The organism is Streptomyces sp. NPDC002785 (genome assembly GCF_040295565.1).
GTDB lineage: Bacteria > Actinomycetota > Actinomycetes > Streptomycetales > Streptomycetaceae > Streptomyces.
Map to the genome: position 1 here is coordinate 12339 of NZ_JBEOVN010000001.1, position 24134 is coordinate 36472.

Below are 24134 nucleotides of genomic sequence, written 5' to 3' on the forward strand. Positions count from 1 at the left end.
AGCCCATCGGGCAGAGGTCAGTCCTCGTCGCCCTCGACTGGGTCCTCAGAGGGGCCCCGATCCAGCACACGCCCCTCGCCCGGTGCCAGGCTGCCAAGAATGCGGTCCAGATCCTCCATCGATGCGAACTCGACGACGATCTTTCCCTTCTTCTGTCCGAGGTCGACCTTCACCCTGGTCTCGAAGCGGTCCGAGAGCCGGGAAGCAAGATCGGACAGAGCAGGCGACACCCGGCCACCGGCCCGCGGCCCCTTGGCCTTGGCAGCGCTCGTGGGCCTGGAGCCCATGAGGGTCACAATCTCTTCGACCGCACGCACCGATAGCCCCTCGGCCACAATGCGATGTGCCAGCCTGTCCTGCTCCTCCGAGTCGTCCACGGACAGCAGCGCCCGCGCATGACCGGCCGACAGCACCCCGGCTGCGACCCTCCGCTGCACCGAAGGCGACAGCCTCAGCAGTCGCAGCGTGTTGGACACCTGCGGGCGGGAACGCCCGATCCGGTCGGCCAGCTGGTCATGCGTGCACTTGAAGTCCTTGAGCAGTTGGTCGTACGCGGCTGCCTCCTCCAACGGGTTCAGCTGAGCCCGGTGAAGGTTCTCCAGGAGCGCGTCCAGGAGAAGCTTCTCGTCGTCCGTAGCCCGGACGATGGCCGGGATCCGTTCCAGACCCGCCTCACGGCAGGCCCTCCAGCGCCGCTCACCCATGATGAGCTCATAGCGCTCCGGACCCGTCTTCCTCACCACAACCGGCTGGAGAAGACCCACCTCCTTGATGGAGGTCACCAGCTCGGCAAGTGCGTCCTCGTCGAACACCTCACGGGGCTGACGAGGATTCGGGGTGATGGAGCCGAGAAGAACCTCGGCAAAGTACGCTCCTGCGGCTCCCGCAGATTCTGCAGCTGCCTCGGACTCCGAAACCGGCGTACTCGGCTCCGGCACAACCAAAGCGGACGCAAGACTGGCCACCTTCGCAGCAGCCACCCCCCGCTCTGCCGTCATGACAGGACCCGCCCCAGGAGAGGCTGAGCCCACCCCCGTGGACGGCACCTGCTTCTCCTGCGGAGCGGCGGGGATCAGGGCACCTAGCCCACGCCCCAACCCTCTTCGACGCTCACTCACTGAATCCCCTCCGAAATGCTCTGCTGGCTGTTCCCATTGCCCGTGTGGGCATGCTGGGCCTCGTACTGCACCCCGACACCCCGCAGGGCGATCTCACGCGCCGCCTCGAGGTACGACAGCGACCCACTCGAACCCGGGTCGTAAGTCAGCACGGTCTGCCCATAGCTCGGTGCCTCCGAAATCCGCACCGACCGCGGAATACTCGTCCGCAGCACCTCCTTGCCGAAGTGGCTGCGCACCTCCTCCGCGACTTGCGAAGCGAGTCTGGTCCTGCCGTCGTACATGGTGAGCAGAATCGTCGACACATGAAGAGCGGGGTTGAGATGCCCCCGCACCAGGTCCACATTGCGCAGTAGCTGCCCCAGCCCTTCCAGCGCGTAGTACTCGCACTGGATAGGGATCAGCACCTCGGCACCGGCGACCATCGCATTGACCGTCAGCAGACCGAGCGAGGGTGGGCAGTCGATAAGGATGTAGTCCAACGGCTGCTCATACGCCTGGATCGCCCGCTGAAGGCGGCTCTCCCGCGCCACCAGCGAAACCAGCTCGATCTCCGCACCGGCGAGATCGATAGTGGCGGGGGCGCAGAAGAGGCCTTCGATGTCAGGAACAGGCTGAACCACCTCGGAGAGCGGCCTGCTCTCCACGAGGACGTCATAGATGGAGGGGACTTCGGCATGGTGATCGATACCCAGAGCCGTAGAGGCGTTCCCCTGCGGGTCAAGGTCGACCACCAGAACACGTGCGCCGTGAAGCGCAAGCGAGGCGGCAAGGTTGACCGTCGTGGTCGTCTTGCCCACCCCACCCTTCTGGTTGGCCACCACCATGACGCGTGTCCGGTCAGGACGGGGCAAGCCGTCGCCGGCACGGCCAAGGGCCTCGACCGCCAGCTGGGCCGCGCGACCGATGGGTGTGTCATCCATCGGCGGCGGTGTTTCACGTGAAACACCCTCCCCCGCCGATTCGGTTCGGGGACCGGGGACCGGATCGGCCATCGGTCCCGCGATGTTGGCGTCGGACCGCAAGGATTCACTCTCCTCGACTTCAGACTCGCAATGGACAGAGCCTGCCATGGTTTCGGGGTCGTGAACCAGCGAGGCCCGCTCTTCTGTGGATGAATCCACTTCTGTGGACAACTCCGTAGCCCTAACGGGCCTGCGATGCCGCGGCGCGGCAGCCGCGCGACCGCGGCTGATAATCCCATGCAGCAGAGAGCGACGTTTCACGTGAAACACGATGCCCCTGCAGCCTAGCTACAGGGGCACGACACTCCGCGTGGGGCATGTACGGCCGCTTGTGGGAGCATCACCGAGAGATGCCGCGAACTGTGCGCAATGGTTAATTTCGCAGTGTGACCGGACGGGTCAGCGACGACGCCTCGTACGGCTCGTCCTCGCGGCCTTGGCCCTCTTTGCGGCGAACCTCACACCGCCCGGACTCTCCCCGACGACCACACGCACTACCGTCGACATCGGATCGACAACGCCCTGTCCGACGTGCAACACCTCGGTCTCCACCACACCGAGCTTACTCAAGGCCGCACGCGCGCCGACAATCTCCTCCTCGGCCGTATCTCCCTTGAGTGCCAGCATCTCTCCGTACGGACGCAGCAGCGGAACCCCCCAGCCGGCCAGCCGATCGAGCGGCGCCACGGCCCGAGCCGTCACAACGTGAACCGGCTGAAGCGTTCCAAGAACCTCCTCGGCCCGGCCACGCACGACCGTCACATGGTCCAGGCCCAGCAGCTCGACAACTTCCTGGAGGAAATTCGTCCGCCGGAGCAGAGGTTCCAGCAAGGTGATCTTGAGATCCGGACGCACCAGCGCCAGCGGGATACCCGGAAGGCCCGCACCGGAGCCCACATCGCAGACCGTGACGCCCTCAGGCACGACCTCGGAGAGCACCGCACAGTTCAGCAGATGCCGCTCCCACAACCGCGGCACCTCACGTGGACCGATCAGCCCCCGCTTCACCCCGGCATCTGCCAGCAGTTCCGCGTACCGGACAGCCTCCGGGAAGAACTCACCGAAAACCGCCCGCGCCCCTTCGGGCGCCTGGGGAAGCTCTACTTCCGCCGTCACGGGAACCGTCCTTCCATACCGCACTACCGCACTGTGGGTGGCTGACTATCAGGCTGACAAAGATCGGCCCCGCCTACGATCAGACGGGGCCGACAGAACAAGGGTCCGGTCAGGCCGGGAGAACGACGACGAAGCGCTGCGGCTCCTCGCCCTCGGACTCGCTGCGCAGACCAGCGGCCGCGACCGCATCGTGCACAACCTTGCGTTCGAACGGCGTCATCGGGTCCAGCTTCACCGGCTCACCGGTGCTCTTGACCTCGTCCGCGGCCTTGGCACCCAGCTCGGCGAGCTCAGCCCGCTTCTTGGCCCGGAAGCCTGCGATGTCCAACATCAGCCGACTGCGGTCACCGGTCTCCCGGTGCACAGCAAGCCGCGTCAGCTCCTGGAGCGCCTCCAGCACCTCACCGTCGCGGCCCACGAGCTTCTGCAGATCACGTGCCGAGTCGCTGATGATCGAGACCGCGGCCCGGTCCGCCTCGACGTCCATGTCGATGTCGCCGTCGAGATCGGCGATGTCGAGCAGGCCCTCGAGGTAGTCCGCTGCGATCTCGCCCTCCTGCTCAAGGCGGGTCAAGGTGTCGCTGCCCTCAGCGGCCGTGGAGGTGGTGCCTTCCGTCACGGATGGACTCCTTCTTACTTCTTGGACGGGTGCTTGGGCCGCTGCGGGCCCTTGCGCTGTCCGGACTTGGCTTGGCGTGAGGAGCCGGACGCGGGCTTGCCCGCCGGCTTGGGCTTGTCGTCCTGCGATTCGTCCGGCTTCTGCAGAGAGGTCTTGGATCCCGACTCAGTGGAGTCAGTGTCCTTGACCCCTGCCTGCTGGGCAGCACCGGTCTGACGCTGGGCCTTGGTCTGGCGCTTGGGCTGCTGACGCCGCTGCGCGGCTCCGCCCTCGGACTCGGCAAGAGCCGTATCGCTCTTGATCACTGTGCCGTCCTCCTGAGCAGCGAAGCCCAGCTTGGCCAGTCCCGTGATGAACTTCCGCTCAATGTCATTGCGATCCGAGCCCTTGGACACGATCCGCTTGATCGTATTGCGCTTGGTCCTGCCACGAACCTCACCGTGAGCGGTGACGCTCTTCAGTACACGACCCAGGTAGTGGTCCTGCGCCTTGCTGCCCGGGGTCGGGTTCTGGTTGATCACGTACATCTGCTGACCCATGGTCCAGACGTTGGTGGTCAGCCAGTAGACGAGGACACCGACGGGGAAGTTGATGCCCATGACGGCGAAGATCAGCGGGAAGATGTACATCAGCATCTTCTGCTGCTGCATGTAGGGCGTCTTGACCGTCAGGTCGACGTTCTTCGTCATCAGCTGGCGCTGGGTGAAGAACTGCGACGCCGACATCATCACGATCATGACCGCGGTGACGACACGGACGTCCAACAGCGAGGCGCCGAGTGCCTGGACCTTCGCTTCGGTGTCCATGAACTTGGCAGCGAGCGGAGCACCGAAGATGTGTGCCTGACGGGCGCTGTCGAGCAGCGGCTGGTCGATGACACCGATCGTCTTGCCCGAGGCGATGGCCGAGAGCACGTGATACAGGGCGAAGAAGAACGGCGACTGCGCCAGGATGGGAAGGCACGAGGAGAGCGGGTTGGTGCCCGTCTCCTTGTACAGCTTCATCATCTCTTCGGACTGACGCTGCTTGTCGCTCTTGTAGCGCTCCTGGATCGCCTTCATCTTCGGCTGGAGCACCTGCATGTTCCGGGTCGACTTGATCTGCTTAACGAAAAGCGGGATCAGGCAGATCCGGATCAGCACCACCAGGGACACGATGGACAGGCCCCAGGCCCAGCCCGTGTCATCGCCGAAGATCGCTCCGTACAACTTGTGGAACTGGACGATGACCCATGAAACAGGCCAGGTGATAAAGCTGAACAGACTGGCAATCGTGTCCACTAATCAGGCTCCTTGAGCATTGGGCGAAGTCTCTGCGGCCGGGCTCGGAGGTTCGGAAACCGACCCCCCGGGAGGCACATCAGCGGCGGAGTCCCCGCCCTTACTACCGCGCATGGCATTACGCAGCAGTTCGTGCCAACGCGGACGTTTACGTGGTGGAACATGGTCCACGCCACCGGGCGACCACGGATTGCACCGCAGGATGCGCCAGGCCGTCAGCACAGTTCCCTTGAGCGCTCCGTGGCGGTCGATCGCCGTATATCCATAGTGGGAACACGACGGGTAGTAACGGCAGACAGGCCCGAGAAGTGGGCTGATCGTCCACTGATACAGCTTGATAAGAGCCAGCAGCGGGTACTTCATCGCGCGCCCCCTCCCAGCAGCCGCTGCAAAGCGGCGTCCAGGTCTCGGGCCAGCTGTTCATGGTCAGCGTCGCCCGCTCCGGGCAGCGCTCGTACGACAACCAGGCTACCGGGGGGCAGCAGGGCCAGCCGCTCGCGGACCAGATGGCGAAGCCTGCGCTTCACCGCTGTGCGCACAACCGCTCCACCCACAGCTTTGCTGACAACGAAACCCGCACGCGGCGGGGGAGCATTCTCCCCAGTCACGTGCGGGTCCGTTGCACCGCTGCGTAGATGAACGACGAGTAGCGGGCGGCCGGCCCGGCGTCCTCGACGTACTGCGGTCGCGAAGTCCTCGCGCCGCCTCAGCCGATTCTCGGTAGGCAGCACGTCATGACCTGTAAGCGATCAGGCGGACAGGTTGGCGCGACCCTTGCCACGGCGGGACGCAAGAATCGCGCGGCCGGCACGGGTGCGCATACGCAGCCGGAAGCCGTGGGTCTTCGCGCGACGACGGTTGTTCGGCTGGAAGGTGCGCTTGCTCACTCGGGGGCTCCAGAAATGACTCGTGTGTTGGCGGGACATCGCCTGGCTGTCACCGTGCGCCCACGAGAGACTCGCGTAAACGCCCTAGTGCACCGCTTCATGATCACAGATCGTGATCTTTGCCCATCGGAGGCAGGCGGCAGCAGCCATCGACAACTCGACCTGGTCACGGTACGCGCGGCTACGCCATCCGGTCAAACCGGCTCCACGGAACCCCCCGCTGTGCACAGCCTGTGGACAACGACTTGAACCACGCGGGTCGGCCTGACTACCGTGGTTGAACTCCGGCTCTTTTTCTTCCTGCCTGCCGGTCCTCACCCATCCCGACCCATCCCGTCCCGAGAACCACACATTCGTGGGACCAGCGAGAGAGCGTGCCTTGTGGCTGATGTACCTGCCGATCTTGCCGCAGTGTGGCCACGAGTGCTGGAGCAACTCCTCGGGGAGGGCCAGCAGGGCATCGAGCCGAAGGACAAGCAGTGGATCGAGCGCTGCCAGCCGCTCGCGCTGGTCGCCGACACGGCGCTGCTCGCCGTCCCCAATGAATGGGGCAAGCGAGTCCTGGAAGGCCGGCTCGCGCCGCTCATCAGCGAGACACTGAGCCGCGAATGCGGCCGCCCGATCCGTATCGCGATCACCGTCGACGACTCCGCCGGCGAACCTACGAGCCCGCCCGCGCCTCCGATGCACCAGTCTCAGCAGCACCGCTACCAGGGACCGCAGCACGATGAGCGTCAGCACAACGACGCGTACGACGGATACGGACACCGGCCCTCCGACGACGGCATGCCGACCGCCCGGCCCGCCTACCCCGACTACCAGCAGCAGCGCCCCGACCCCGGTGCGTGGCCGCGCACCCAGGAGGACCTCTCCTGGCAGCAGCCCCGGCTCGGCGGATTCCAGGACCGCGATACCTCAGCGGAGCAGTGGCGCGAGCCGTACACCGGCCACCCCCAGCAGCCGCAGCACGACTACCGGTCGCAGCCGCCCGAGCGCCAGAGTTACGAGCAACAGCGCCCCGAACGCCACGACATGCAGGACCCCCAGCACCGCCCTGGCGGGGTCGGCACCGGACGGCCCGGCGGCGCCACCGGGCCGATGGGCGCACAGCCCGCTCCCACGTCCGGCCCCGGCGAGCCGGCGGCCCGGCTGAATCCGAAGTACCTGTTCGACACCTTCGTCATCGGTGCATCCAACCGATTCGCGCACGCCGCGGCGGTCGCCGTCGCCGAAGCACCCGCCAAGGCGTACAACCCGCTCTTCATCTATGGGGAGTCCGGACTCGGCAAGACCCACCTGCTGCACGCCATCGGGCACTACGCCCGCAGTCTCTACCCGGGTACCCGGGTGCGGTACGTGAGCTCCGAGGAGTTCACCAACGAGTTCATCAACTCGATCCGCGACGGCAAGGGCGACACCTTCCGCAAGCGCTACCGCGATGTGGACATCCTGCTGGTCGACGACATCCAGTTCCTGGCGAGCAAGGAGTCGACGCAGGAGGAGTTCTTCCACACCTTCAATACGCTCCACAACGCCAACAAGCAGATCGTGCTGTCCTCGGACCGGCCACCCAAGCAGTTGGTGACCCTGGAGGACCGGTTGCGGAACCGTTTCGAGTGGGGTCTGACCACCGATGTGCAGCCGCCGGAGCTGGAGACGCGGATCGCGATCCTCCGTAAGAAGGCCGTGCAGGAGCAGCTCAATGCCCCGCCGGAGGTACTGGAGTTCATCGCCTCCCGCATCTCCCGGAACATCAGGGAGCTGGAGGGGGCGCTGATCCGGGTCACGGCCTTCGCCAGTCTCAACCGCCAGCCGGTGGACCTCGGGCTGACCGAGCATGTGCTGAAGGATCTGATCCCAGGTGGCGAGGACTCGGCTCCGGAGATCACGGCGACGGCCATCATGGCGGCGACTGCGGACTACTTCGGTCTGACGGTCGACGATCTCTGCGGAACCTCGCGCAGCCGCGTGCTGGTGACGGCCCGCCAGATCGCCATGTACCTCTGCCGGGAGCTGACCGATCTCTCGCTGCCCAAAATCGGTGCGCAGTTCGGTGGCCGCGACCATACGACGGTGATGCACGCGGACCGGAAGATCCGCGCGCTGATGGCGGAGCGACGCTCCATCTACAACCAGGTCACCGAGCTCACCAACCGCATTAAGAACGGCTGACGGACCACCGGCACACGCTCTGTACGCGCCGGAAGGGCGCCTGGGGAACCCTGTCATGGTTCCCCAGGCGCCCTTCTTCGTTGTTCAAGGCCTGCCGAAGCCTTTCCAGAAGGCACCCCCAGAGCTTCCCGGTGATGCCGCGGAACCCTCTCGAAGGCATCCCGGTGCCCTTCCCGAGCCCTCCCGAAGCCTCCGAAGTCCGCTCCGACCCCGCTCTCCGAGGCTCCGATGCAGTCACGGTGTTCGAATACCCGGCGCCGGCCGTCCGTTCTCCACAGATCTGGGGAGATTTTCCCCTCCACAGCCTGGGGATCCGGAAGTTGTCCATATTGCTTCCACAGGGGCAACTGCCGATACTCCATCAGGCCAGGTCAAGAGCCTGGGGATTTGTGGTCAACCACCATCCACAGCCTGTGGACAAAATATTCGTCCACAGGGAGCCGATGATGTTGTCCACCGTCGGCCCACAGCCCGGGCCGCGTTGTCCCCAGCTTCCTCGAGCTTCTCCACACCCCTGTCCACTGTTCGGCAACCCAACACCGCCGTTCACTGCGCCGAGTGAAAGGCGTCACACCACGAGGGCCGGTTGGGCTGTGGGGAACGTGGGTAAAGCTGGGGACAGCCCTGGGGAGAAACCCCCCTGTCCTGTGCATCGGGTGTGCAGAACTTTCGTGTGTCCACAGAAGCGCCGGGTTGTCCACCGGTGCCACCCACAGGGGCGGTGGACAAAAAACTGGGCTTGACCTGCGAAAACGACGTTATCCACGGTTTCCACAGGCCCTACTACTACTGCCACTTAGAGTTAGCCCGGAATCCGCTTCGAAGTGGGGCCTGTGCACAACTCGGGGCCGGAGCTCCCCGAGCCTCTTGTCGCGACTTGACCCCGAGCAGCACCGAGTGTCGGTGCCGTACGTCAGACTGGTCCCCGGCGTCCTCCCGCTGTCATCGGTGGGAGACCCGATCAGACGACGAAGGCCAGCAGGGCGAGCGAGCAACAGCAGGAGGCGGTTCCGGTGAAGATCCGGGTGGAGCGCGATGTACTCGCGGAGGCTGTGGCCTGGGTGGCCCGTAGCCTCCCGGCCCGTCCGCCGGCGCCCGTTCTTGCGGGCCTTCTGCTGAAGGCTGAGGACGGCGCCCTCAGCTTCTCCAGCTTCGACTACGAGGTCTCGGCCCGGGTCTCGGTGGATGCCGAGGTCGAGGAGGACGGCACGGTGCTGGTCTCCGGCCGGCTGCTGGCCGACATCTGCCGCGCCCTTCCCAACCGCCCGGTGGAGATTTCCACAGACGGTGTACGAGCCACCGTGGTCTGCGGCTCCTCGCGATTCACACTCCACACCCTTCCTGTGGAGGAGTACCCGGCGCTGCCGGAGATGCCGACCGCGACCGGCACGGTCCCTGGTGAGGTCTTTGCCTCGGCCGCCGCCCAGGTCGCCATCGCCGCGGGCCGTGACGACACGTTGCCGGTCCTGACCGGTGTGCGGATCGAGATCGAGGGTGAGACCGTCACCCTGGCCTCCACCGACCGCTACCGCTTCGCGGTCCGTGAGTTCCTCTGGAAGCCGGAGAACCCGGATGCCTCGGCTGTCGCCCTGGTGCCCGCCAAGACGCTGCTGGACACCGCCAAGGCGCTGACCAGCGGTGACACGGTGACTCTGGCGTTGTCCGGCTCGGGTGCCGGTGAGGGCCTGATCGGTTTCGAGGGCGCGGGCCGGCGTACGACCACGCGACTGCTCGAAGGCGATCTGCCGAAGTACCGGACGCTGTTCCCCACCGAGTTCAACTCGGTTGCGGTCATCGAGACCGCTCCGTTCGTCGAGGCCGTCAAGCGTGTGGCTCTCGTCGCCGAGCGGAACACTCCGGTGCGGCTCAGCTTCGAGCAGGGTGTGCTGATCCTGGAGGCGGGTTCCAGCGACGATGCACAGGCTGTGGAGCGGGTCGACGCGGTGCTGGAGGGTGATGACATCTCGATTGCCTTCAACCCGACCTTCCTGCTGGACGGGCTGAGCGCGATCGATTCCCCGGTCGCCCAGCTCTCGTTCACGACGTCCACCAAGCCTGCGCTGCTCAGTGGCCGTCCGGCCGTGGATGCCGAGGCGGATGACACGTACAAGTACCTGATCATGCCGGTCCGCCTTTCCGGCTGACCCGGCCATCGGTCCTGCAACGGCAGTTCCCGACGGGCACGCTCGGCGCCGAGCATGCCCGTCGCTCTGTCCCCGGCCGGGCGTAGGCTCGGCCGTGGGTACGAATCGGCACAACGCTTAAGGAATCTCTGATGGAGCTCGGTCTCGTCGGCCTCGGCAAGATGGGCGGCAACATGCGCGAGCGCATCCGCCGCGCAGGCCACACCGTCATCGGTTACGACCGCAACCCGGACGTCTCCGATGTCCACAGCCTCGAAGAGCTTGTGGGCAAGCTGAAGGGCCCCCGGGTCGTCTGGGTGATGGTGCCGGCCGGTGCTCCGACCCAGGCCACCATCGACGAGTTGGCCGGGCTCCTCTCGCCCGGTGACATCGTCGTGGACGGCGGAAACTCTCGCTGGACGGACGACGAGAAGCACGCGGTCGAGCTGGGCATCAAGGGCATCGGCTTCGTGGACTGCGGCGTCTCCGGCGGCGTCTGGGGCCTGGAGAACGGCTACGCGCTGATGTACGGCGGCGACGCCGAGAACGTGGCGAAGGTCCAGCCGGTCTTCGACGCGCTGAAGCCCGAGGGCGACTTCGGTTCCGTCCACGCGGGCAAGGTCGGCGCCGGCCACTTCGCGAAGATGGTCCACAATGGCATCGAGTACGCCATGATGCAGGCCTACGCCGAGGGCTGGGAGCTGCTGGAGAAGGTCGACTCCGTCACCGATGTGCGCGAGGTCTTCCGCTCCTGGCAGGAAGGCACGGTCATCCGTTCCTGGCTGCTCGACCTGGCGGTCAACGCGCTGGACGACGACGAGCACCTCGACAAGCTCCGTGGTTTCGCCGCCGACTCCGGTGAGGGCCGCTGGACGGTGGAGGCCGCGATCGACAACGCGGTGCCGCTGCCCGCGATCACGGCGTCGCTCTTCGCGCGTTTCGCCTCGCGGCAGGACGACTCCCCGCAGATGAAGATGATCGCCGCGCTGCGCAACCAGTTCGGTGGCCACGCGGTCGAGAACAAGAAGTAACCGCAACGAGGAGCGGGCCGGGCCAAGGCGTCGGACCCGTAACTACGGAGCACGGAGCAGGAAGCCGGGAAGGTCGGCGTACACCCATGCATGTCACGCATCTCTCGCTGGCCGACTTCCGCTCGTACGCCCGGGTCGAGGTACCACTCGATCCGGGCGTCACCGCTTTCGTGGGGGCCAACGGCCAGGGCAAGACGAATCTGGTGGAGGCCGTCGGATACCTTGCGACACTCGGCAGCCATCGGGTCTCCTCCGATGTGCCGCTGGTGCGGATGGGCGCGGACCGGGCTGTCATCCGGGCCGCCGTAACGCAGGGTGAGCGTTCGCAGCTGGTCGAGCTGGAGCTCAATCCGGGCAAGGCCAATCGGGCCCGGATCAATAGATCGTCGCAGGTCAGGCCCCGTGATGTGCTGGGAATCATACGTACGGTGCTGTTCGCGCCGGAGGATCTGGCGCTGATCAAAGGGGACCCCGGGGAGCGTCGGCGTTTTCTCGACGAGCTGATCACGGCGCGTTCGCCGCGGATGGCGGGGGTGCGTTCGGACTACGAGCGGGTGCTGAAGCAGCGCAACACCCTGCTGAAGTCAGCGGCGATGGCGCGCAGGCACGGTGGCCGGTCGATGGATCTGTCCACGCTCGATGTGTGGGACCAACATCTGGGGCGGGTGGGGGCGGAGCTGCTGGCGCAGCGGCTGGATCTGATCGCTGCGTTGCAGCCGCTGGCTGACAAGGCGTATGGGGATGTGGCGCCGGGCGGTGGGCCGGTGGCGTTGGAGTACCGGAGTTCGGTCGGTGCGGGGGTGGATTCGGCGCGTACGCGTGAGGAGCTCTACGAGCAGCTGATCGCGGCCCTGGTGGATGTGCGTAAGCAGGAGATCGAGCGGGGTGTGACGTTGGTCGGTCCGCACCGTGATGATCTGTTGCTGGGGTTGCGGGGGATGCCGGCCAAGGGGTACGCGAGCCATGGTGAGTCCTGGTCGTATGCGCTGGCCCTGAGGCTGGCTTCGTACGATTTGCTGCGAGGTGAAGGCAATGAGCCGGTGCTGGTGCTGGATGATGTCTTTGCCGAGCTGGATGCGCGTCGTCGTGAGCGGTTGGCGGAGTTGGTGGCTCCGGCCGAACAGGTGCTGGTGACGGCTGCGGTGGACGACGATGTTCCGGGTGTGCTGGCGGGGACGCGGTATGCGGTGTCCGCAGGTGAGGTGGAGCGGCTGTGAGCGGCCGTGGTGAGACGTCCGGGGCTTCTGGGGAGCGATCGCAGGAGCGGCCGGTGGAAGGGATGCAGCCGGAGCCGTCGGGTGTCGATCTGGCGCGGGTGGCGTTGCGTGCGGCCAAGGAGCAGGCGCGGGCGCGTGGTGCTGCGGCGCAGCAGAAGAAGCAGGCCAGGCGGGGTGGTGGGCTGCGTTCGGGGGCGCGGGCGGATGGGCGTGATCCGTTGCCGCTGGGTGCTGCGATCAATCGTCTGATCACTGAGCGTGGCTGGGAGACGCCTGCGGCGGTGGGCGGGGTGATGGGGCGCTGGCCGCAGATCGTCGGTGAGGATCTGGCCAATCACTGTGTGCCGTTGCGGTATGACGAGGGTCCGGACGAGCGGGTGCTGACGGTGCAGTGCGATTCAACGGCGTGGGCGACGCAGCTGCGGTTGCTGGCGCCCCAGCTGGTGGCCCGGCTGAATGCGGATCTGGGGCATGGCACGGTGCGGTTGATCAAGGTGTTGGGGCCGGGAGGGCCGCAGCGCAGGTTCGGTCCGCTGCGGGCGCCGGGCAGCACCGGTCCTGGCGATACGTACGGCTGAGGCGTCTGAGCTGGCCTTCTTCTTGTTTTCGCACGCTGTGGGGCTGTGTTGCGGATCCAGTCCCGGCCCTGTGCTGTCTTCTCGGCGGTGCTGTCCGTCGCATCCGTGTTGTGCCGGTATGTGGTGGTTGAAACCGCGCAGGGAGAGTGGGGCGTCCCTCACGGTAGCGAGAGGTTGACAGGCCGAAGCGCTCAATGCCCGCGTGAGCCTCTTGGGGGCCCTTCCTGAATATGGGGAGTCGTCAGGCGCTCATTCAGGGCGGCACATGCGTACTCAGGTACCAGCAAACCCCCATACGTGTCGGTGCTACCGGTAGACTGGTGGACAATCCCGCATCTTTCGCGGGAGTCGTCGATACAAGCCGAACGACGCAGCCGCTCCCGACTGTCCGGAGAACGGCCTGTGCTGTGCCAGAAAGGGCGCTTCGTGGCCGATTCCGGCAACCCCAACGAGAACATTCTGTCCACACCCGGTGAGAGCGGCGAGGTAACCGCCTCGGGCGAGGCATCGGCATCCGGCGAGGTCACCACCTCGTACGACGCCAGCGCGATCACCGTCCTCGAGGGCTTGGACGCCGTCCGCAAGCGACCTGGCATGTACATCGGCTCGACCGGTGAGCGAGGCCTCCACCACCTCGTACAAGAGGTGGTCGACAACTCGGTCGACGAGGCGATGGCCGGGCACGCGGACACCATCGACGTCACGATCCTCGCCGACGGCGGGGTCCGTGTGATCGACAACGGTCGCGGTATCCCGGTCGACATCGTGCCGTCGGAGAAGAAGCCGGCGGTCGAGGTCGTACTGACCGTGCTGCATGCCGGCGGTAAGTTCGGCGGCGGCGGCTATGCCGTCTCCGGCGGTCTGCACGGCGTCGGTGTCTCCGTCGTGAACGCGCTTTCGTCGCGCGTCTCCGTCGAGGTCAGACGAGACGGCTATCGCTGGACTCAGGACTACAAGCTCGGTGTGCCCACCGCTCCGCTGGCCCGTAACGAGGCCACCGACAAGTCGGGCACGACCGTCACCTTCTGGGCCGACGGGGACATCTTCGAGACGACCGAGTACTCCTTCGAGACGTTGTCGCGCCGCTTGCAGGAGATGGCCTTCCTCAACAAGGGCCTGACGATCAAGCTCACGGACGAGCGGGAGTCGGCCAAGGCGACCGCGGGCGCGGATGTTGCCGAGGTGGCCGAGGCCGCCGAGGAGCAGCAGGTCCGCACGGTCACGTATCACTACGAGGGCGGCATCGTCGACTTCGTGAAGTACCTCAACTCCCGCAAGGGCGACGTCATTCACCAGTCGGTGATCGACATCGAGGCCGAGGACAAGGAGCGTCTCCTCTCGGCCGAGATCGCGATGCAGTGGAACACGCAGTACAGCGAGGGGGTCTACTCCTTCGCGAACACGATCCACACGCACGAGGGCGGTACGCACGAGGAAGGCTTCCGCGCCGCGCTGACCACGCTGGTCAACAAGTACGCGCGCGAGAAGAAGTTGCTGCGCGAGAAGGACGACAACCTCACGGGTGACGACATCCGCGAGGGTCTGACGGCGATCCTCTCGGTGAAGCTGGGCGAGCCGCAGTTCGAGGGCCAGACGAAGACCAAGCTGGGCAACACGGAGGCGAAGACCTTTGTGCAGAAAGTGGTCCACGAGCAGCTCACGGACTGGTTCGACCGCAATCCGAACGAGGCGGCCGACATCATCCGCAAGGGGATCGCGGCGGCCACGGCCCGTGTCGCGGCCCGCAAGGCGCGTGATCTGACCCGTCGCAAGGGTCTTCTGGAGAGCGCCTCGCTCCCGGGCAAGCTGAGTGACTGCCAGTCCAACGACCCGACGAAGTGCGAGATCTTCATCGTCGAGGGTGACTCCGCCGGTGGTTCGGCGAAGTCCGGCCGTAACCCGATGTACCAGGCGATCCTGCCGATCCGCGGCAAGATCCTGAACGTCGAGAAGGCCCGGGTCGACAAGATCCTGCAGAACACCGAGGTCCAGGCGCTGATCTCGGCCTTCGGTACCGGGGTCCACGAGGACTTCGGCATCGAGAAGCTCCGCTATCACAAGATCATCTTGATGGCGGACGCCGATGTCGACGGTCAGCACATCAATACCCTGCTGCTGACGTTCCTCTTCCGCTTCCTGCGTCCGCTGGTCGAGGCCGGGCACGTATACCTTTCCCGCCCGCCGCTCTACAAGATCAAATGGGGCCGGGACGACTTCGAGTACGCGTACTCGGACCGGGAGCGCGACGCCCTGGTCGAGCTGGGCAAGCAGAACGGCAAGCGGATCAAGGAAGACTCGATCCAGCGCTTCAAGGGCCTCGGAGAGATGAACGCCGAGGAGCTGCGCGTCACCACGATGGACGTCGACCACCGGGTCCTCGGCCAGGTCACGCTGGACGACGCGGCGCAGGCCGACGACCTCTTCTCGGTGCTGATGGGCGAGGACGTCGAGGCGCGGCGCTCGTTCATCCAGCGCAACGCCAAGGACGTCCGCTTCCTCGACATCTGAGTCGGCCGTACCAGCAAGCCGCCGCTCGAAAGGACTTTGACCAGCAATGGCCGACGAGAACACCCCTGTAACACCTGAAGAGGAATCCGCCGCCGGTGTGGGCATGCGTGTCGAGCCCGTGGGGCTCGAGACGGAGATGCAGCGCTCCTACCTCGACTACGCGATGTCCGTGATCGTCTCGCGTGCGCTGCCGGACGTGCGGGACGGTCTCAAGCCCGTCCACCGCCGGGTGCTGTACGCGATGTACGACGGCGGTTACCGGCCCGAGAAGGGCTTCTACAAGTGTGCCCGTGTCGTCGGTGACGTCATGGGTACGTACCACCCGCACGGTGACTCGTCGATCTACGACGCACTGGTGCGACTGGCACAGCCGTGGTCGATGCGCATGCCGCTGGTGGACTCCAACGGCAACTTCGGTTCTCCGGGCAACGACCCGGCCGCCGCCATGCGGTACACCGAGTGCAAGATGATGCCGCTGTCCATGGAGATGGTCCGGGACATCGACGAGGAGACCGTCGACTTCCAGGACAACTACGACGGCCGCAACCAGGAACCGACGGTTCTGCCGGCGCGCTTCCCGAATCTGCTGGTCAACGGTTCCGCGGGTATCGCGGTCGGTATGGCGACCAACATTCCGCCGCACAACCTGCGTGAGGTCGCTGCCGGTGCGCAGTGGTACCTGGAGCACCCGGAGGCCTCGCAGGAGGAGCTCCTGGACGCTCTGATCGAGCGGATCAAGGGCCCGGACTTCCCGACGGGTGCGCTCGTCGTGGGCCGCAAGGGCATCGAGGAGGCGTACCGCACCGGCCGTGGCTCGATCACGATGCGTGCGGTCGTCGCGGTCGAGGAGGTCCAGAACCGGCAGTGCCTGGTCGTCACGGAGCTTCCGTACCAGACCAACCCGGACAACCTGGCGCAGAAGATCGCCGACCTGGTGAAGGACGGCAAGGTCGGTGGGATCGCGGACGTCCGTGACGAGACCTCGTCGCGTACGGGGCAGCGTCTGGTCGTCGTGCTGAAGCGGGACGCGGTCGCCAAGGTCGTTCTGAACAACCTGTACAAGCACACCGATCTGCAGACCAATTTCGGCGCCAACATGCTGGCGCTGGTCGACGGTGTGCCGCGCACCCTCTCGATCGACGCGTTCATCCGCCACTGGGTGACGCACCAGATCGAGGTCATTGTCCGGCGTACGAAGTTCCGTCTGCGTAAGGCGGAGGAGCGGGCGCACATTCTGCGTGGTCTGCTCAAGGCGCTGGACGCGATCGACGAGGTCATCGCCCTCATCCGGCGCAGCCAGACGGTCGAGGTGGCGCGTGAGGGCCTGATGGGCCTGCTGGAGATCGACGAGATCCAGGCGAACGCGATCCTGGAGATGCAGCTGCGCCGGCTGGCCGCGCTGGAGCACCAGAAGATCACGGCTGAGCACGACGAGCTCCAGGCGAAGATCAACGAGTACAACGCGATCCTGGTGTCGCCGGAGCGGCAGCGTCAGATCGTCAGCGAGGAGCTGGCGGCGATCGTCGAGAAGTTCGGCGACGACCGGCGTTCCCAGCTGGTGCCCTTCGACGGTGACATGTCCATCGAGGACCTGATCGCCGAGGAGGACATCGTCGTCACGATCTCGCGCGGCGGCTATGTGAAGCGTACGAAGACGGACGACTACCGCTCGCAGAAGCGCGGTGGCAAGGGCGTGCGCGGTACGAAGCTCAAGGAAGACGACATCGTCGACCACTTCTTCGTCTCGACGACGCACCACTGGCTGCTGTTCTTCACCAACAAGGGCCGGGTGTACCGGGCGAAGGCGTACGAGCTCCCGGACGCCGGCCGCGACGCCCGGGGTCAGCATGTCGCCAACCTGCTGGCCTTCCAGCCGGACGAGCAGATCGCCCAGATCCTGGCGATCCGTGACTACGAGGCAGCGCCTTATCTGATCCTGGCCACGAAGGGCGGTCTCGTGAAGAAGACCGCGCTGAAGGACTATGACTCGCCGCGTTCCGGTGGTGTCATCGCCATCAACCTCCGGGAGGTGGCCGATGGCGCCGAAGGCACGGCCGACGAGCTGATCGGGGCGGAGCTGGTGTCGGCCGAGGACGATCTGCTGCTCATCAGCAAGAAGGCCCAGTCGATCAGGTTCACTGCGACGGACGATGCGCTGCGCCCGATGGGCCGTGCAACTTCGGGCGTTAAGGGCATGAGCTTCCGCGAAGGGGACGAACTGCTGTCGATGAATGTTGTCCGGCCGGGTACGTTCGTGTTCACTGCCACCGATGGTGGGTACGCGAAGCGGACTCCCGTCGACGAGTACCGCGTTCAGGGTCGTGGCGGCCTGGGCATCAAGGCCGCCAAGATCGTGGAGGACAGGGGCTCGCTGGTCGGCGCGCTGGTGGTCGAGGAGACGGATGAGATCCTCGCCATCACGCTCGGCGGTGGTGTGATTCGTACGCGAGTCAATGAAGTCAGGGAGACGGGCCGTGACACCATGGGCGTCCAACTGATCAATCTGGGCAAGCGCGATGCCGTCGTCGGTATCGCTCGTAACGCCGAAGCCGGCCGCGAGGCCGAAGAGGTCGAGGGGTCCGAGGACGCCGAGGCCGCGACGGCAGAGGCTGCCGAGAGCATGGTTGAGGGCAATGTCGAAGGCACGTCGCCTTCGACTGGGGAGCACGAGGAGTAAAGCGTGAGTGGAGCCACGGGCGCCGGTTCGGCCGCTTCCGGAGCGAACGGTGCCCGTGGCCCTGCCACGGACTCCCAAGGGGGCACTGTGACGGACACGCGGGGGCCTCAGCCCCAGTACGAGGGTTACGCGACCGGGCCGTTGCCGGGTGAGCGCGAGCCCGCACCGGGGCAGGCGAGCGGGCCGTATCACCCGCCGAAGGCGTACCCCTCGCCCGAGGGCGGGACCCAGGGCGCCGACGCCGCGCAGGCGGCCCGGCGGCCGCGGACAGGGGCGCGGACCACTCCGCGTACCCGCAAGGCGCGTCTGCGGGTGGCCAAGGCCGACCCGTGGTCGGTGATGAAGGTCAGCTTCCTGCTCTCCATCGCGCTCGGCATCTGCACGGTGGTGGCGGCCGCGGTGCTGTGGATGGTCATGGACGCGATGGGCGTCTTCTCCACCGTGGGCGGCACGATCAGCGAGGCCACCGGCTCGAACGAGAACAGCGGCTTCGATCTTCAGTCGTTCCTGTCGCTGCCGCGGGTCCTCATCTTCACCTCGGTCATCGCCGTGATCGATGTGGTTCTGGCGACCGCGCTGGCGACGCTGGGCTCCTTCATCTACAACTTGTCGGCGGGCTTTGTGGGCGGCATCGAGCTCACGCTGGCCGAGGACGAGTAGGGCGCTGGGTATCGATTTTGGGACTGGCCCCGACGTGCGCTAATCTTCAGAAGTCAGCGCACAGCGCGGCGGGGCTATAGCTCAGTTGGTTAGAGCGCATCCCTGATAAGGATGAGGCCACAGGTTCAAATCCTGTTAGCCCCACAGTGATAGCAGAAGGTCCGGTATCTCTTCGGAGATACCGGACCTTCTGCGTGTGGTCGGTGCGAGGCGTTCCCGGATGTGCGTGCATGCGCAGGGGTAGGGGTCACGGGGTTACGGGCCGCGGTCATGGGGAGAGCTTCCCGGGGCTTGGTACGGCACGGATGCGTGTCCTGTCCCCGCGCCGGGAGGCGGCGTGACGGGGCTTGAGCGCATGAAGAGGCCCCCGTCCGGTGCGAACCGGCCCCGGGGGCTCTGTGTGTCAGTTGCGCGGCTCTCACGGCGGAAGGAGGGATGCGTCCCCCGCCGGGGCCCCGTGGGTGGCGCGGGCGGCGTTCCTGGTCTCCATGGCGTCCGTGGTGTCTGCGGACAGATGCCGGGTGGCGGGTGAGGAGCCGTGCGTCTCGGCGCGGATGCGCTGCTTCATCGTGGGTGGCAGCGCCCTGTCACGCGGAAGGGTCCATCGCACCGACGGGGTGGTCGTGGTTGCCGCGGTCACACCCGTGTGCTCATGGTTCGTGATGGTCGGCTCCGTGGTGCTCGACTCCGTGGCCGCCGCCGGGGCGTTCATGAGCCCCAGTGCGGCGAGGAGTGCGAAGAAGGCGGTGACGAAGGCGGTCCAGATGCTCTTGGCCTTGAAGGTGCTCATGGCCCCTCGCTTTCGGGTGGTCCGGTTTGCTTACCTTTCCGATGATGTGGATGTGGCCCGTGATTTCGCGGACCGACGGCACTGATCCGCCGATCTTCAGATGAACACCACTCGCATGGTTCAACCGGCCTTGACGGGCTTGTGCGGGGCGATCGGCGAGGCCGGGTCCTCCGGTCGGGACGATCCTCGGAGCGATCCTTGGATGATCGCTTTTCCCTGGGCGCCAGTTGGGCCGCAGGTAGGTCACCGATCGATATCGGCCGGTGTGTATAGTCGGGCGGCAGAAGTCCCCTACGTCAAGGAAAGACGAGGTCGCGCGGTGAAGAAGCTTCTCCTGGTCGCACTGGCCGCCATCGGCGGGCTCCTCGTGTACCGCCAGATCCAGGCGGATCGCGCCGAGCAGGATCTGTGGACGGAGGCGACTGACTCCGTGCCCGCAGGTTCGGGTGTGTGAGACAGAACAGCCTGATTGCGAGCCCCGGTCGCTGAGCGGCCGGGGCTTCGTGCTGTTGCGGCACCGTGACACCTGTGTTCGTGAATTCACCTAAGCAAATCAATAGGTTGCGAGAGCAAAATAGCCGGGTCTTTCGGTCGAGGGGGCGCGGCTGGAGGCACGGGACCGCCACCGTCGTACCGCAGATGCGGGGGCATGGATCGGCGGGGCGCTGCTCGCCCTGTCGGCGGGCGCGATGCCGGCCACGGCGGCGGCACCGGGCGGTGCACCCGCCACTTCGGGGGGCACCCGGACCCGGCTCGGGCAGCAGCCTGGTCATGGTGCTCGACTCGTCCGGCTCCATGGGGGACGACGACGGCACGGGGCGTATCCGGATGGAGAGCGCCCGGAAGGCCGTCGGCACCGTCGTCGACGGCCTTCCCGGCGGATACCCGACCGGGCTGCGGGTGTATGGCGCGGACCGTTCCGGAGGCTGCACGGACACCAGGCTCGTACAGCCGGTGCAGAGGCTCGACCGGGCAGCCGTGAAGCGGGCTGTGGAGGCCGTACAGCCCAAGGGTGACACTTCCATCGGGCTGTCGTTGCAGAAGGCCGCCGAGGACCTCCCGCGGCCCGCGGGCGGTGTCATCGGTACGCGCACGATCCTGCTGATCTCCGAGCCGAGGACGACTGCGGTACGCCGCGGCCCTGCGAGGTCGCCGAGCAGCTCGGCATGGAGGGGGCCGGCATCCAACGTCCAGTCCGTACACGCCGGGGGTGACTTCTACATCTCGGTGAGGCTGGGGGCGAGGGCCGCCGATATCGCGGAGAACCCGCAGATCGGTGTGGTGCTGCGGGTGTCGGTGCTCGGCGACGAGCTGGCCGGCCCCGAGCACCATGCTTCTGCCGTAGCCGAGAAGACGGACAAGAAGGGTAATTCGATCAGCGCCGAAGACAGCAGTGGTACGGGCGGGGCAGGATGGACCGGCATTGGGGCCGCTGCCGGGGCGGGCGCCGTGGTGGTGGTGATCGCTGGGCTCGTGTTCGTACGCGGGCGTCGCAGGCGGGCCACACAGACGACGAGGGGAAGCGCGTGATGAGGCAGCGCAACAGAGGCCGGGTGGCGCTGGTCGCGGTCGCGGCGATGTGCGCGGCGGTGGCGCTGCCGGGGCAGGCGTACGCGGCCGCCGAGCCCGCTGCGTACACCTTCGATCCCGGGGCGAAGAAGGTCAGTGGTGCGGAGGTCAGCACCGAGGCGTCGGCACTCACGCCCGGTTCGGTCTACAAGAGCTCGATCAAGCGCGGCGGGAAGCTCTACTACCGTCTGGACCTCGACGAGAAGACGAACGCGTACGTTTCGGCGGTGGCCGTGCCCAAGGGCGGCGGCCAGGTCGCCTACGGGGACGGCATCACGGTCAGCATCAGGGACAGCGCGGACCGGCAGTGCAGTTCGGAGGACGCACGGTTCGAGTCGGCGGAATTTCCGCGTCCGATCGCGGCGTACGCCCACCGGATCACGGAGAAGGACAGCAGCACCTGTCAGGAAGCCGGAACGTACAACGTCCTGATCGAGCGGGAGAGCAAGGCCACCTCGGCATCCGATGAGTGGGACCTGGAACTGCGGTACGAGTCGGAGCCGCAGCTGAAATCGGGCGGTTCGATGCCGACCCAGGCGCCGAAGAACTGGCCGTCCGCCTCGCCCCCGCCGCCCACCGCCGCCCCGCAGAAACGGTCGGGCGGCACCAGCTACTCCAACGCGACCAGCCTGGAAACCGGCGAGTGGCACGACAGCATCGCACCGGGACAGACCCGCTTCTACCAGGTGCCGGTGGGCTGGGGCCAACAGATCTTCGCCTCCGCCTACCTGAGCAACAACGACGCCTCGACCGAATACATCGGCAACGCGCTCGCGCTGGCCCTGGACAATCCGGCGCACGGCCATGTCGACGACGCGTCGCCGCTGTCGTACTCCGGCAAGCCCGCGTCCGTATCGCTGGATCCGCTGCCTCCGGTGGCGTACGAGAACCGTTACGACTTCAACAGCAGCGTCAGCGCCATGCGGTTCGCCGGCTGGTACTACCTGTCGGTCTCGCTCAGCCCGAAGGTCGCGAAGTCGTACGGCGACAAGGCGATTTCGCTGATTCTCAAGATCAACGTCAAGGGGAAGGCGGAAAAGTCGCCGTACACGGGGGATGCCGGCATCTTCTCGGTCACGCAGGACGACAAGGACATGGCGAGGAGCGGCCGGAGCGGCCCTGGGGCGGCCAAGAGCGACACCATGAGGACGGTCGGCGTGACCGGCATCGGCGCGGGTGTGGTGCTGGTGCTCGGGCTGGGCGTGTGGACGCTGCTGGCGCGGCGTCGCGTGGTGACCGCCCCGGCGGCCCCGATCGGTTCGAACGGTCCGGTTGCGGGAGGCCCGGCCGGGGGCGGGCAACCGCCGTACGGAGGGCCGCCGCAGACCTGGTAGCCGGGGTCGGAGCCGCTGCCGCGTACGGCTGGGGCTCCGGCCGTACGTGCTCAGCTCTGGGTCAGAGCCCAGATGCCCACGGCGAAACAGACCAGTGCCACCAGCAGGACCGGGACCGCCACCTTCGGGGGCGGTCCCGGACGCCTCTGCGGTGCGTGCGCGGAAACAGCGGCCGAGAGGTGCGGGGGAACCCCTGCTCCGGGAGCGGGAACCTGCGGCTGCCCGGCGGTGTACGCACGGGTGAGAGCCGGTTCGTGCTGCACCGCGGCTGTGGGGGCCTGTGAAGGATCCGGCACGGGCGTGGGGAAGGGGGCAGCCGTGTGCGCCGGGATCGGTGTGGGAGGCGTGGCCGGCTGCGCCGGAGGGGGCAGCGGTGTGGGCTGCTGCGGAGGTGGCGGGAGGTGGAAGCTGCCCGTTTCCGACATCGGGACCGGCGGCTGGGCGTAGGGCTGCTGTACGGGCTGCTTGGCTGCCTGGTCCGTTTGTGCGGGCTGTGCGGGCTGTGCTTCCTGGACGGCGGTCCGGGGGGTCGTGATCGGTCCGGCGGGGTCGAAGCCGACGGGCAGCGGCCCGATTTGGTCGAAGACCTCCACCGGCTCGTCGTCGGCGGCGGGCTCGGGCAGCATGTCGACCGCGGCCGTCAGCGCCTTGCGCGCGCCCGTGGCCGTACGGAATCGGGCCTGGGGATCCGGCTGCAGCAGCCCCGCGAGGACCTGCCACAGCGGCTCGGGAATCCCCTCCGGGGCGCCGGGAGTGCCGTGCGAGGCGAAGTGCTCGACGAGGGCCTGTGCGTCCGGCTTCTTCCCCTGCAGCAGATACAGCGCGACCAGTCCGACGGCGAAGAGGTCCGCGGGGAAATCGGGTTCCGCGCCCATCATCTGCTCGGGCGCGAAGTAACCGGGCGTTCCCACCACGTAGTTGGTCTCGGTGAGCCGCGGCTCGCCCTTGCGCATGGAGATACCGAAGTCGGACAGCCGCAGATGCGGCCGTCCGGTTCCGGTCGCCTCCATCAGGATGTTGGCGGGTTTGATGTCCCGGTGCACGACGCCCTCCGCATGCACCGTCGACAGTCCGGACAGCAGTTGGTCGAGCAGCGTGCAGACGAAACGAGGGGGCAGCGGTCCGTAGTCGCCGATGACATGCGCCAGCGAACCGCCGCTCACCAGATCCATGGTGAACAGGACCTTGTCGTCGTCCGCGGCCCAGCTGGCCGGGGCGAGCACATGCGGATGCTCGATCCGCAGCGCCTGCTCGCGGACGAAGCGCAGCAGCGTGTGTGCGTCGCTCTGCTGGAGGACCTTGGCCGCCACATAACGGCGGCGCCGGTGGTCCCAGGCGCGCCAGACGGCGCCGACCCCACCACGTCCGATCGGATCGATCAGTTCGTACCGACCGGCGAAGACCTCACCCATTGCGCTGCGCCCGCTCCCAGTTCCTTCTTCGGCTCGTGCCCGGTTCTTGGGGGTAGTGCCCTAGGGCATGAAAGGACA

21 protein-coding genes, 1 tRNA gene and 1 pseudogene are annotated in these 24134 nt (G+C 66.6%); 13 read left to right on the forward strand and 10 right to left on the reverse strand.

Annotated elements, in window-relative coordinates; translation table 11 throughout:
* Window positions 1-17: 17 nt before the first annotated feature.
* The 8 genes from ABTZ94_RS00050 to rpmH all read right to left on the reverse strand — a co-directional run bounded on the left by ABTZ94_RS00050 (window position 18) and on the right by rpmH (window position 5985).
* Window positions 18-1118, reverse strand: a complete 1101-nt coding sequence (locus ABTZ94_RS00050) for a ParB/RepB/Spo0J family partition protein (RefSeq protein WP_351195872.1) — start codon at window positions 1116-1118, stop codon at window positions 18-20.
* Entirely contained in the window at window positions 1115-2191 is a 1077-nt protein-coding gene (locus ABTZ94_RS00055) for a ParA family protein (RefSeq protein WP_351196118.1), read from the reverse strand. Before ABTZ94_RS00055 ends, ABTZ94_RS00050 begins: the two co-directional genes overlap by 4 nt.
* 291 nt (window positions 2192-2482) lie before the next feature.
* Complete coding sequence (gene rsmG / locus ABTZ94_RS00060; RefSeq protein WP_351195874.1) at window positions 2483-3199, reverse strand: 16S rRNA (guanine(527)-N(7))-methyltransferase RsmG; 717 nt, start codon at window positions 3197-3199, stop codon at window positions 2483-2485.
* Between the two features lie 109 nt (window positions 3200-3308).
* Complete coding sequence (locus ABTZ94_RS00065; protein WP_114245516.1) at window positions 3309-3818, reverse strand: Jag family protein; 510 nt, start codon at window positions 3816-3818, stop codon at window positions 3309-3311.
* A 14-nt stretch (window positions 3819-3832) separates the two neighbouring features.
* On the reverse strand, window positions 3833-5098 hold the full coding sequence (gene yidC / locus ABTZ94_RS00070) for a membrane protein insertase YidC (RefSeq protein WP_351195876.1): 1266 nt from the start codon (window positions 5096-5098) through the stop codon (window positions 3833-3835).
* Window positions 5099-5101: 3 nt separating this feature from the next.
* Window positions 5102-5461, reverse strand: coding sequence for a membrane protein insertion efficiency factor YidD (yidD, locus tag ABTZ94_RS00075; RefSeq protein WP_351195878.1), 360 nt, complete (start codon window positions 5459-5461; stop codon window positions 5102-5104).
* Window positions 5458-5829, reverse strand: a complete 372-nt coding sequence (gene rnpA, locus ABTZ94_RS00080) for a ribonuclease P protein component (protein WP_093895046.1) — start codon at window positions 5827-5829, stop codon at window positions 5458-5460. Before rnpA ends, yidD begins: the two co-directional genes overlap by 4 nt.
* 18 nt (window positions 5830-5847) lie before the next feature.
* Window positions 5848-5985, reverse strand: a complete 138-nt coding sequence (gene rpmH, locus ABTZ94_RS00085) for a 50S ribosomal protein L34 (RefSeq protein ID WP_030930485.1) — start codon at window positions 5983-5985, stop codon at window positions 5848-5850.
* Window positions 5986-6366: 381 nt separating this feature from the next.
* Here rpmH and dnaA point away from each other — a divergent pair, with 381 nt between their 5' ends.
* The 9 genes from dnaA to ABTZ94_RS00130 all read left to right on the forward strand — a co-directional run bounded on the left by dnaA (window position 6367) and on the right by ABTZ94_RS00130 (window position 19095).
* Window positions 6367-8157: a chromosomal replication initiator protein DnaA gene (gene dnaA / locus ABTZ94_RS00090; protein WP_351195880.1), complete on the forward strand. Its 1791-nt coding sequence runs from the start codon at window positions 6367-6369 to the stop codon at window positions 8155-8157.
* Between the two features lie 1013 nt (window positions 8158-9170).
* Window positions 9171-10301, forward strand: coding sequence for a DNA polymerase III subunit beta (gene dnaN / locus ABTZ94_RS00095; RefSeq protein ID WP_351072338.1), 1131 nt, complete (start codon window positions 9171-9173; stop codon window positions 10299-10301).
* 131 nt (window positions 10302-10432) lie between these two features.
* Complete coding sequence (gene gnd / locus ABTZ94_RS00100) at window positions 10433-11311, forward strand: phosphogluconate dehydrogenase (NAD(+)-dependent, decarboxylating) (RefSeq protein ID WP_093895043.1); 879 nt, start codon at window positions 10433-10435, stop codon at window positions 11309-11311.
* An 86-nt stretch (window positions 11312-11397) separates the two neighbouring features.
* A complete protein-coding gene (gene recF, locus ABTZ94_RS00105) occupies window positions 11398-12528 on the forward strand; it encodes a DNA replication/repair protein RecF (RefSeq protein ID WP_351195883.1) in 1131 nt (376 codons plus the stop codon).
* A 62-nt stretch (window positions 12529-12590) separates the two neighbouring features.
* Window positions 12591-13106, forward strand: a complete 516-nt coding sequence (locus tag ABTZ94_RS00110; RefSeq protein WP_351196120.1) for a DciA family protein — start codon at window positions 12591-12593, stop codon at window positions 13104-13106.
* Between the two features lie 402 nt (window positions 13107-13508).
* Entirely contained in the window at window positions 13509-15614 is a 2106-nt protein-coding gene (gyrB, locus tag ABTZ94_RS00115; protein WP_351195885.1) for a DNA topoisomerase (ATP-hydrolyzing) subunit B, read from the forward strand.
* 46 nt (window positions 15615-15660) lie between these two features.
* Window positions 15661-18291: a DNA gyrase subunit A gene (gene gyrA, locus ABTZ94_RS00120; protein WP_351195887.1), complete on the forward strand. Its 2631-nt coding sequence runs from the start codon at window positions 15661-15663 to the stop codon at window positions 18289-18291.
* Between the two features lie 87 nt (window positions 18292-18378).
* A complete protein-coding gene (locus ABTZ94_RS00125) occupies window positions 18379-18951 on the forward strand; it encodes a DUF3566 domain-containing protein (protein ID WP_351195889.1) in 573 nt (190 codons plus the stop codon).
* Window positions 18952-19021: 70 nt separating this feature from the next.
* Window positions 19022-19095 (forward strand) — tRNA-Ile (locus tag ABTZ94_RS00130).
* A 274-nt stretch (window positions 19096-19369) separates the two neighbouring features.
* Here the strand turns inward: ABTZ94_RS00130 and ABTZ94_RS00135 are convergent.
* Window positions 19370-19741, reverse strand: coding sequence for a DUF6344 domain-containing protein (locus tag ABTZ94_RS00135; protein ID WP_351195891.1), 372 nt, complete (start codon window positions 19739-19741; stop codon window positions 19370-19372).
* Window positions 19742-20060: 319 nt separating this feature from the next.
* Here ABTZ94_RS00135 and ABTZ94_RS00140 point away from each other — a divergent pair, with 319 nt between their 5' ends.
* The 4 genes and pseudogenes from ABTZ94_RS00140 (at window position 20061) to ABTZ94_RS00155 (ending at window position 22644) form a co-directional block, all read left to right on the forward strand.
* Entirely contained in the window at window positions 20061-20195 is a 135-nt protein-coding gene (locus ABTZ94_RS00140) for a DLW-39 family protein (protein ID WP_003958712.1), read from the forward strand.
* A 235-nt stretch (window positions 20196-20430) separates the two neighbouring features.
* Window positions 20431-20928, forward strand: a pseudogene (locus ABTZ94_RS00145) (vWA domain-containing protein); the annotation flags it as partial.
* Window positions 20929-20968: 40 nt separating this feature from the next.
* Window positions 20969-21271 carry a hypothetical protein gene (locus ABTZ94_RS00150; RefSeq protein ID WP_351195893.1) on the forward strand — a complete coding sequence of 101 codons (303 nt, stop codon included), beginning with the start codon at window positions 20969-20971 and terminating at the stop codon, window positions 21269-21271.
* Complete coding sequence (locus tag ABTZ94_RS00155) at window positions 21271-22644, forward strand: hypothetical protein (RefSeq protein WP_351195895.1); 1374 nt, start codon at window positions 21271-21273, stop codon at window positions 22642-22644. Before ABTZ94_RS00150 ends, ABTZ94_RS00155 begins: the two co-directional genes overlap by 1 nt.
* 50 nt (window positions 22645-22694) lie before the next feature.
* Here ABTZ94_RS00155 and ABTZ94_RS00160 read toward each other — a convergent pair whose 3' ends face one another.
* Window positions 22695-24056: a serine/threonine-protein kinase gene (locus ABTZ94_RS00160; protein WP_351195897.1), complete on the reverse strand. Its 1362-nt coding sequence runs from the start codon at window positions 24054-24056 to the stop codon at window positions 22695-22697.
* Between the last annotated feature and the right edge of the window lie 78 nt (window positions 24057-24134).

Excerpts from the sequence above, each read along its gene's own strand:
- ABTZ94_RS00135 (WP_351195891.1), bottom strand. The coding sequence starts at position 19,741 with ATGAGCACCTTCAAGGCCAAGAGCATCTGGACCGCCTTCGTCACCGCC.
- gyrA (WP_351195887.1), top strand. The coding sequence starts at position 15,661 with ATGGCCGACGAGAACACCCCTGTAACACCTGAAGAGGAATCCGCCGCC.
- ABTZ94_RS00110 (WP_351196120.1), top strand. The coding sequence starts at position 12,591 with ATGCAGCCGGAGCCGTCGGGTGTCGATCTGGCGCGGGTGGCGTTGCGT.
- ABTZ94_RS00155 (WP_351195895.1), top strand. The coding sequence starts at position 21,271 with ATGAGGCAGCGCAACAGAGGCCGGGTGGCGCTGGTCGCGGTCGCGGCG.
- ABTZ94_RS00055 (WP_351196118.1), bottom strand. The coding sequence starts at position 2,191 with ATGGCAGGCTCTGTCCATTGCGAGTCTGAAGTCGAGGAGAGTGAATCC.
- recF (WP_351195883.1), top strand. The coding sequence starts at position 11,398 with ATGCATGTCACGCATCTCTCGCTGGCCGACTTCCGCTCGTACGCCCGG.
- ABTZ94_RS00160 (WP_351195897.1), bottom strand. The coding sequence starts at position 24,056 with ATGGGTGAGGTCTTCGCCGGTCGGTACGAACTGATCGATCCGATCGGA.
- gnd (WP_093895043.1), top strand. The coding sequence starts at position 10,433 with ATGGAGCTCGGTCTCGTCGGCCTCGGCAAGATGGGCGGCAACATGCGC.
- yidD (WP_351195878.1), bottom strand. The coding sequence starts at position 5,461 with ATGAAGTACCCGCTGCTGGCTCTTATCAAGCTGTATCAGTGGACGATC.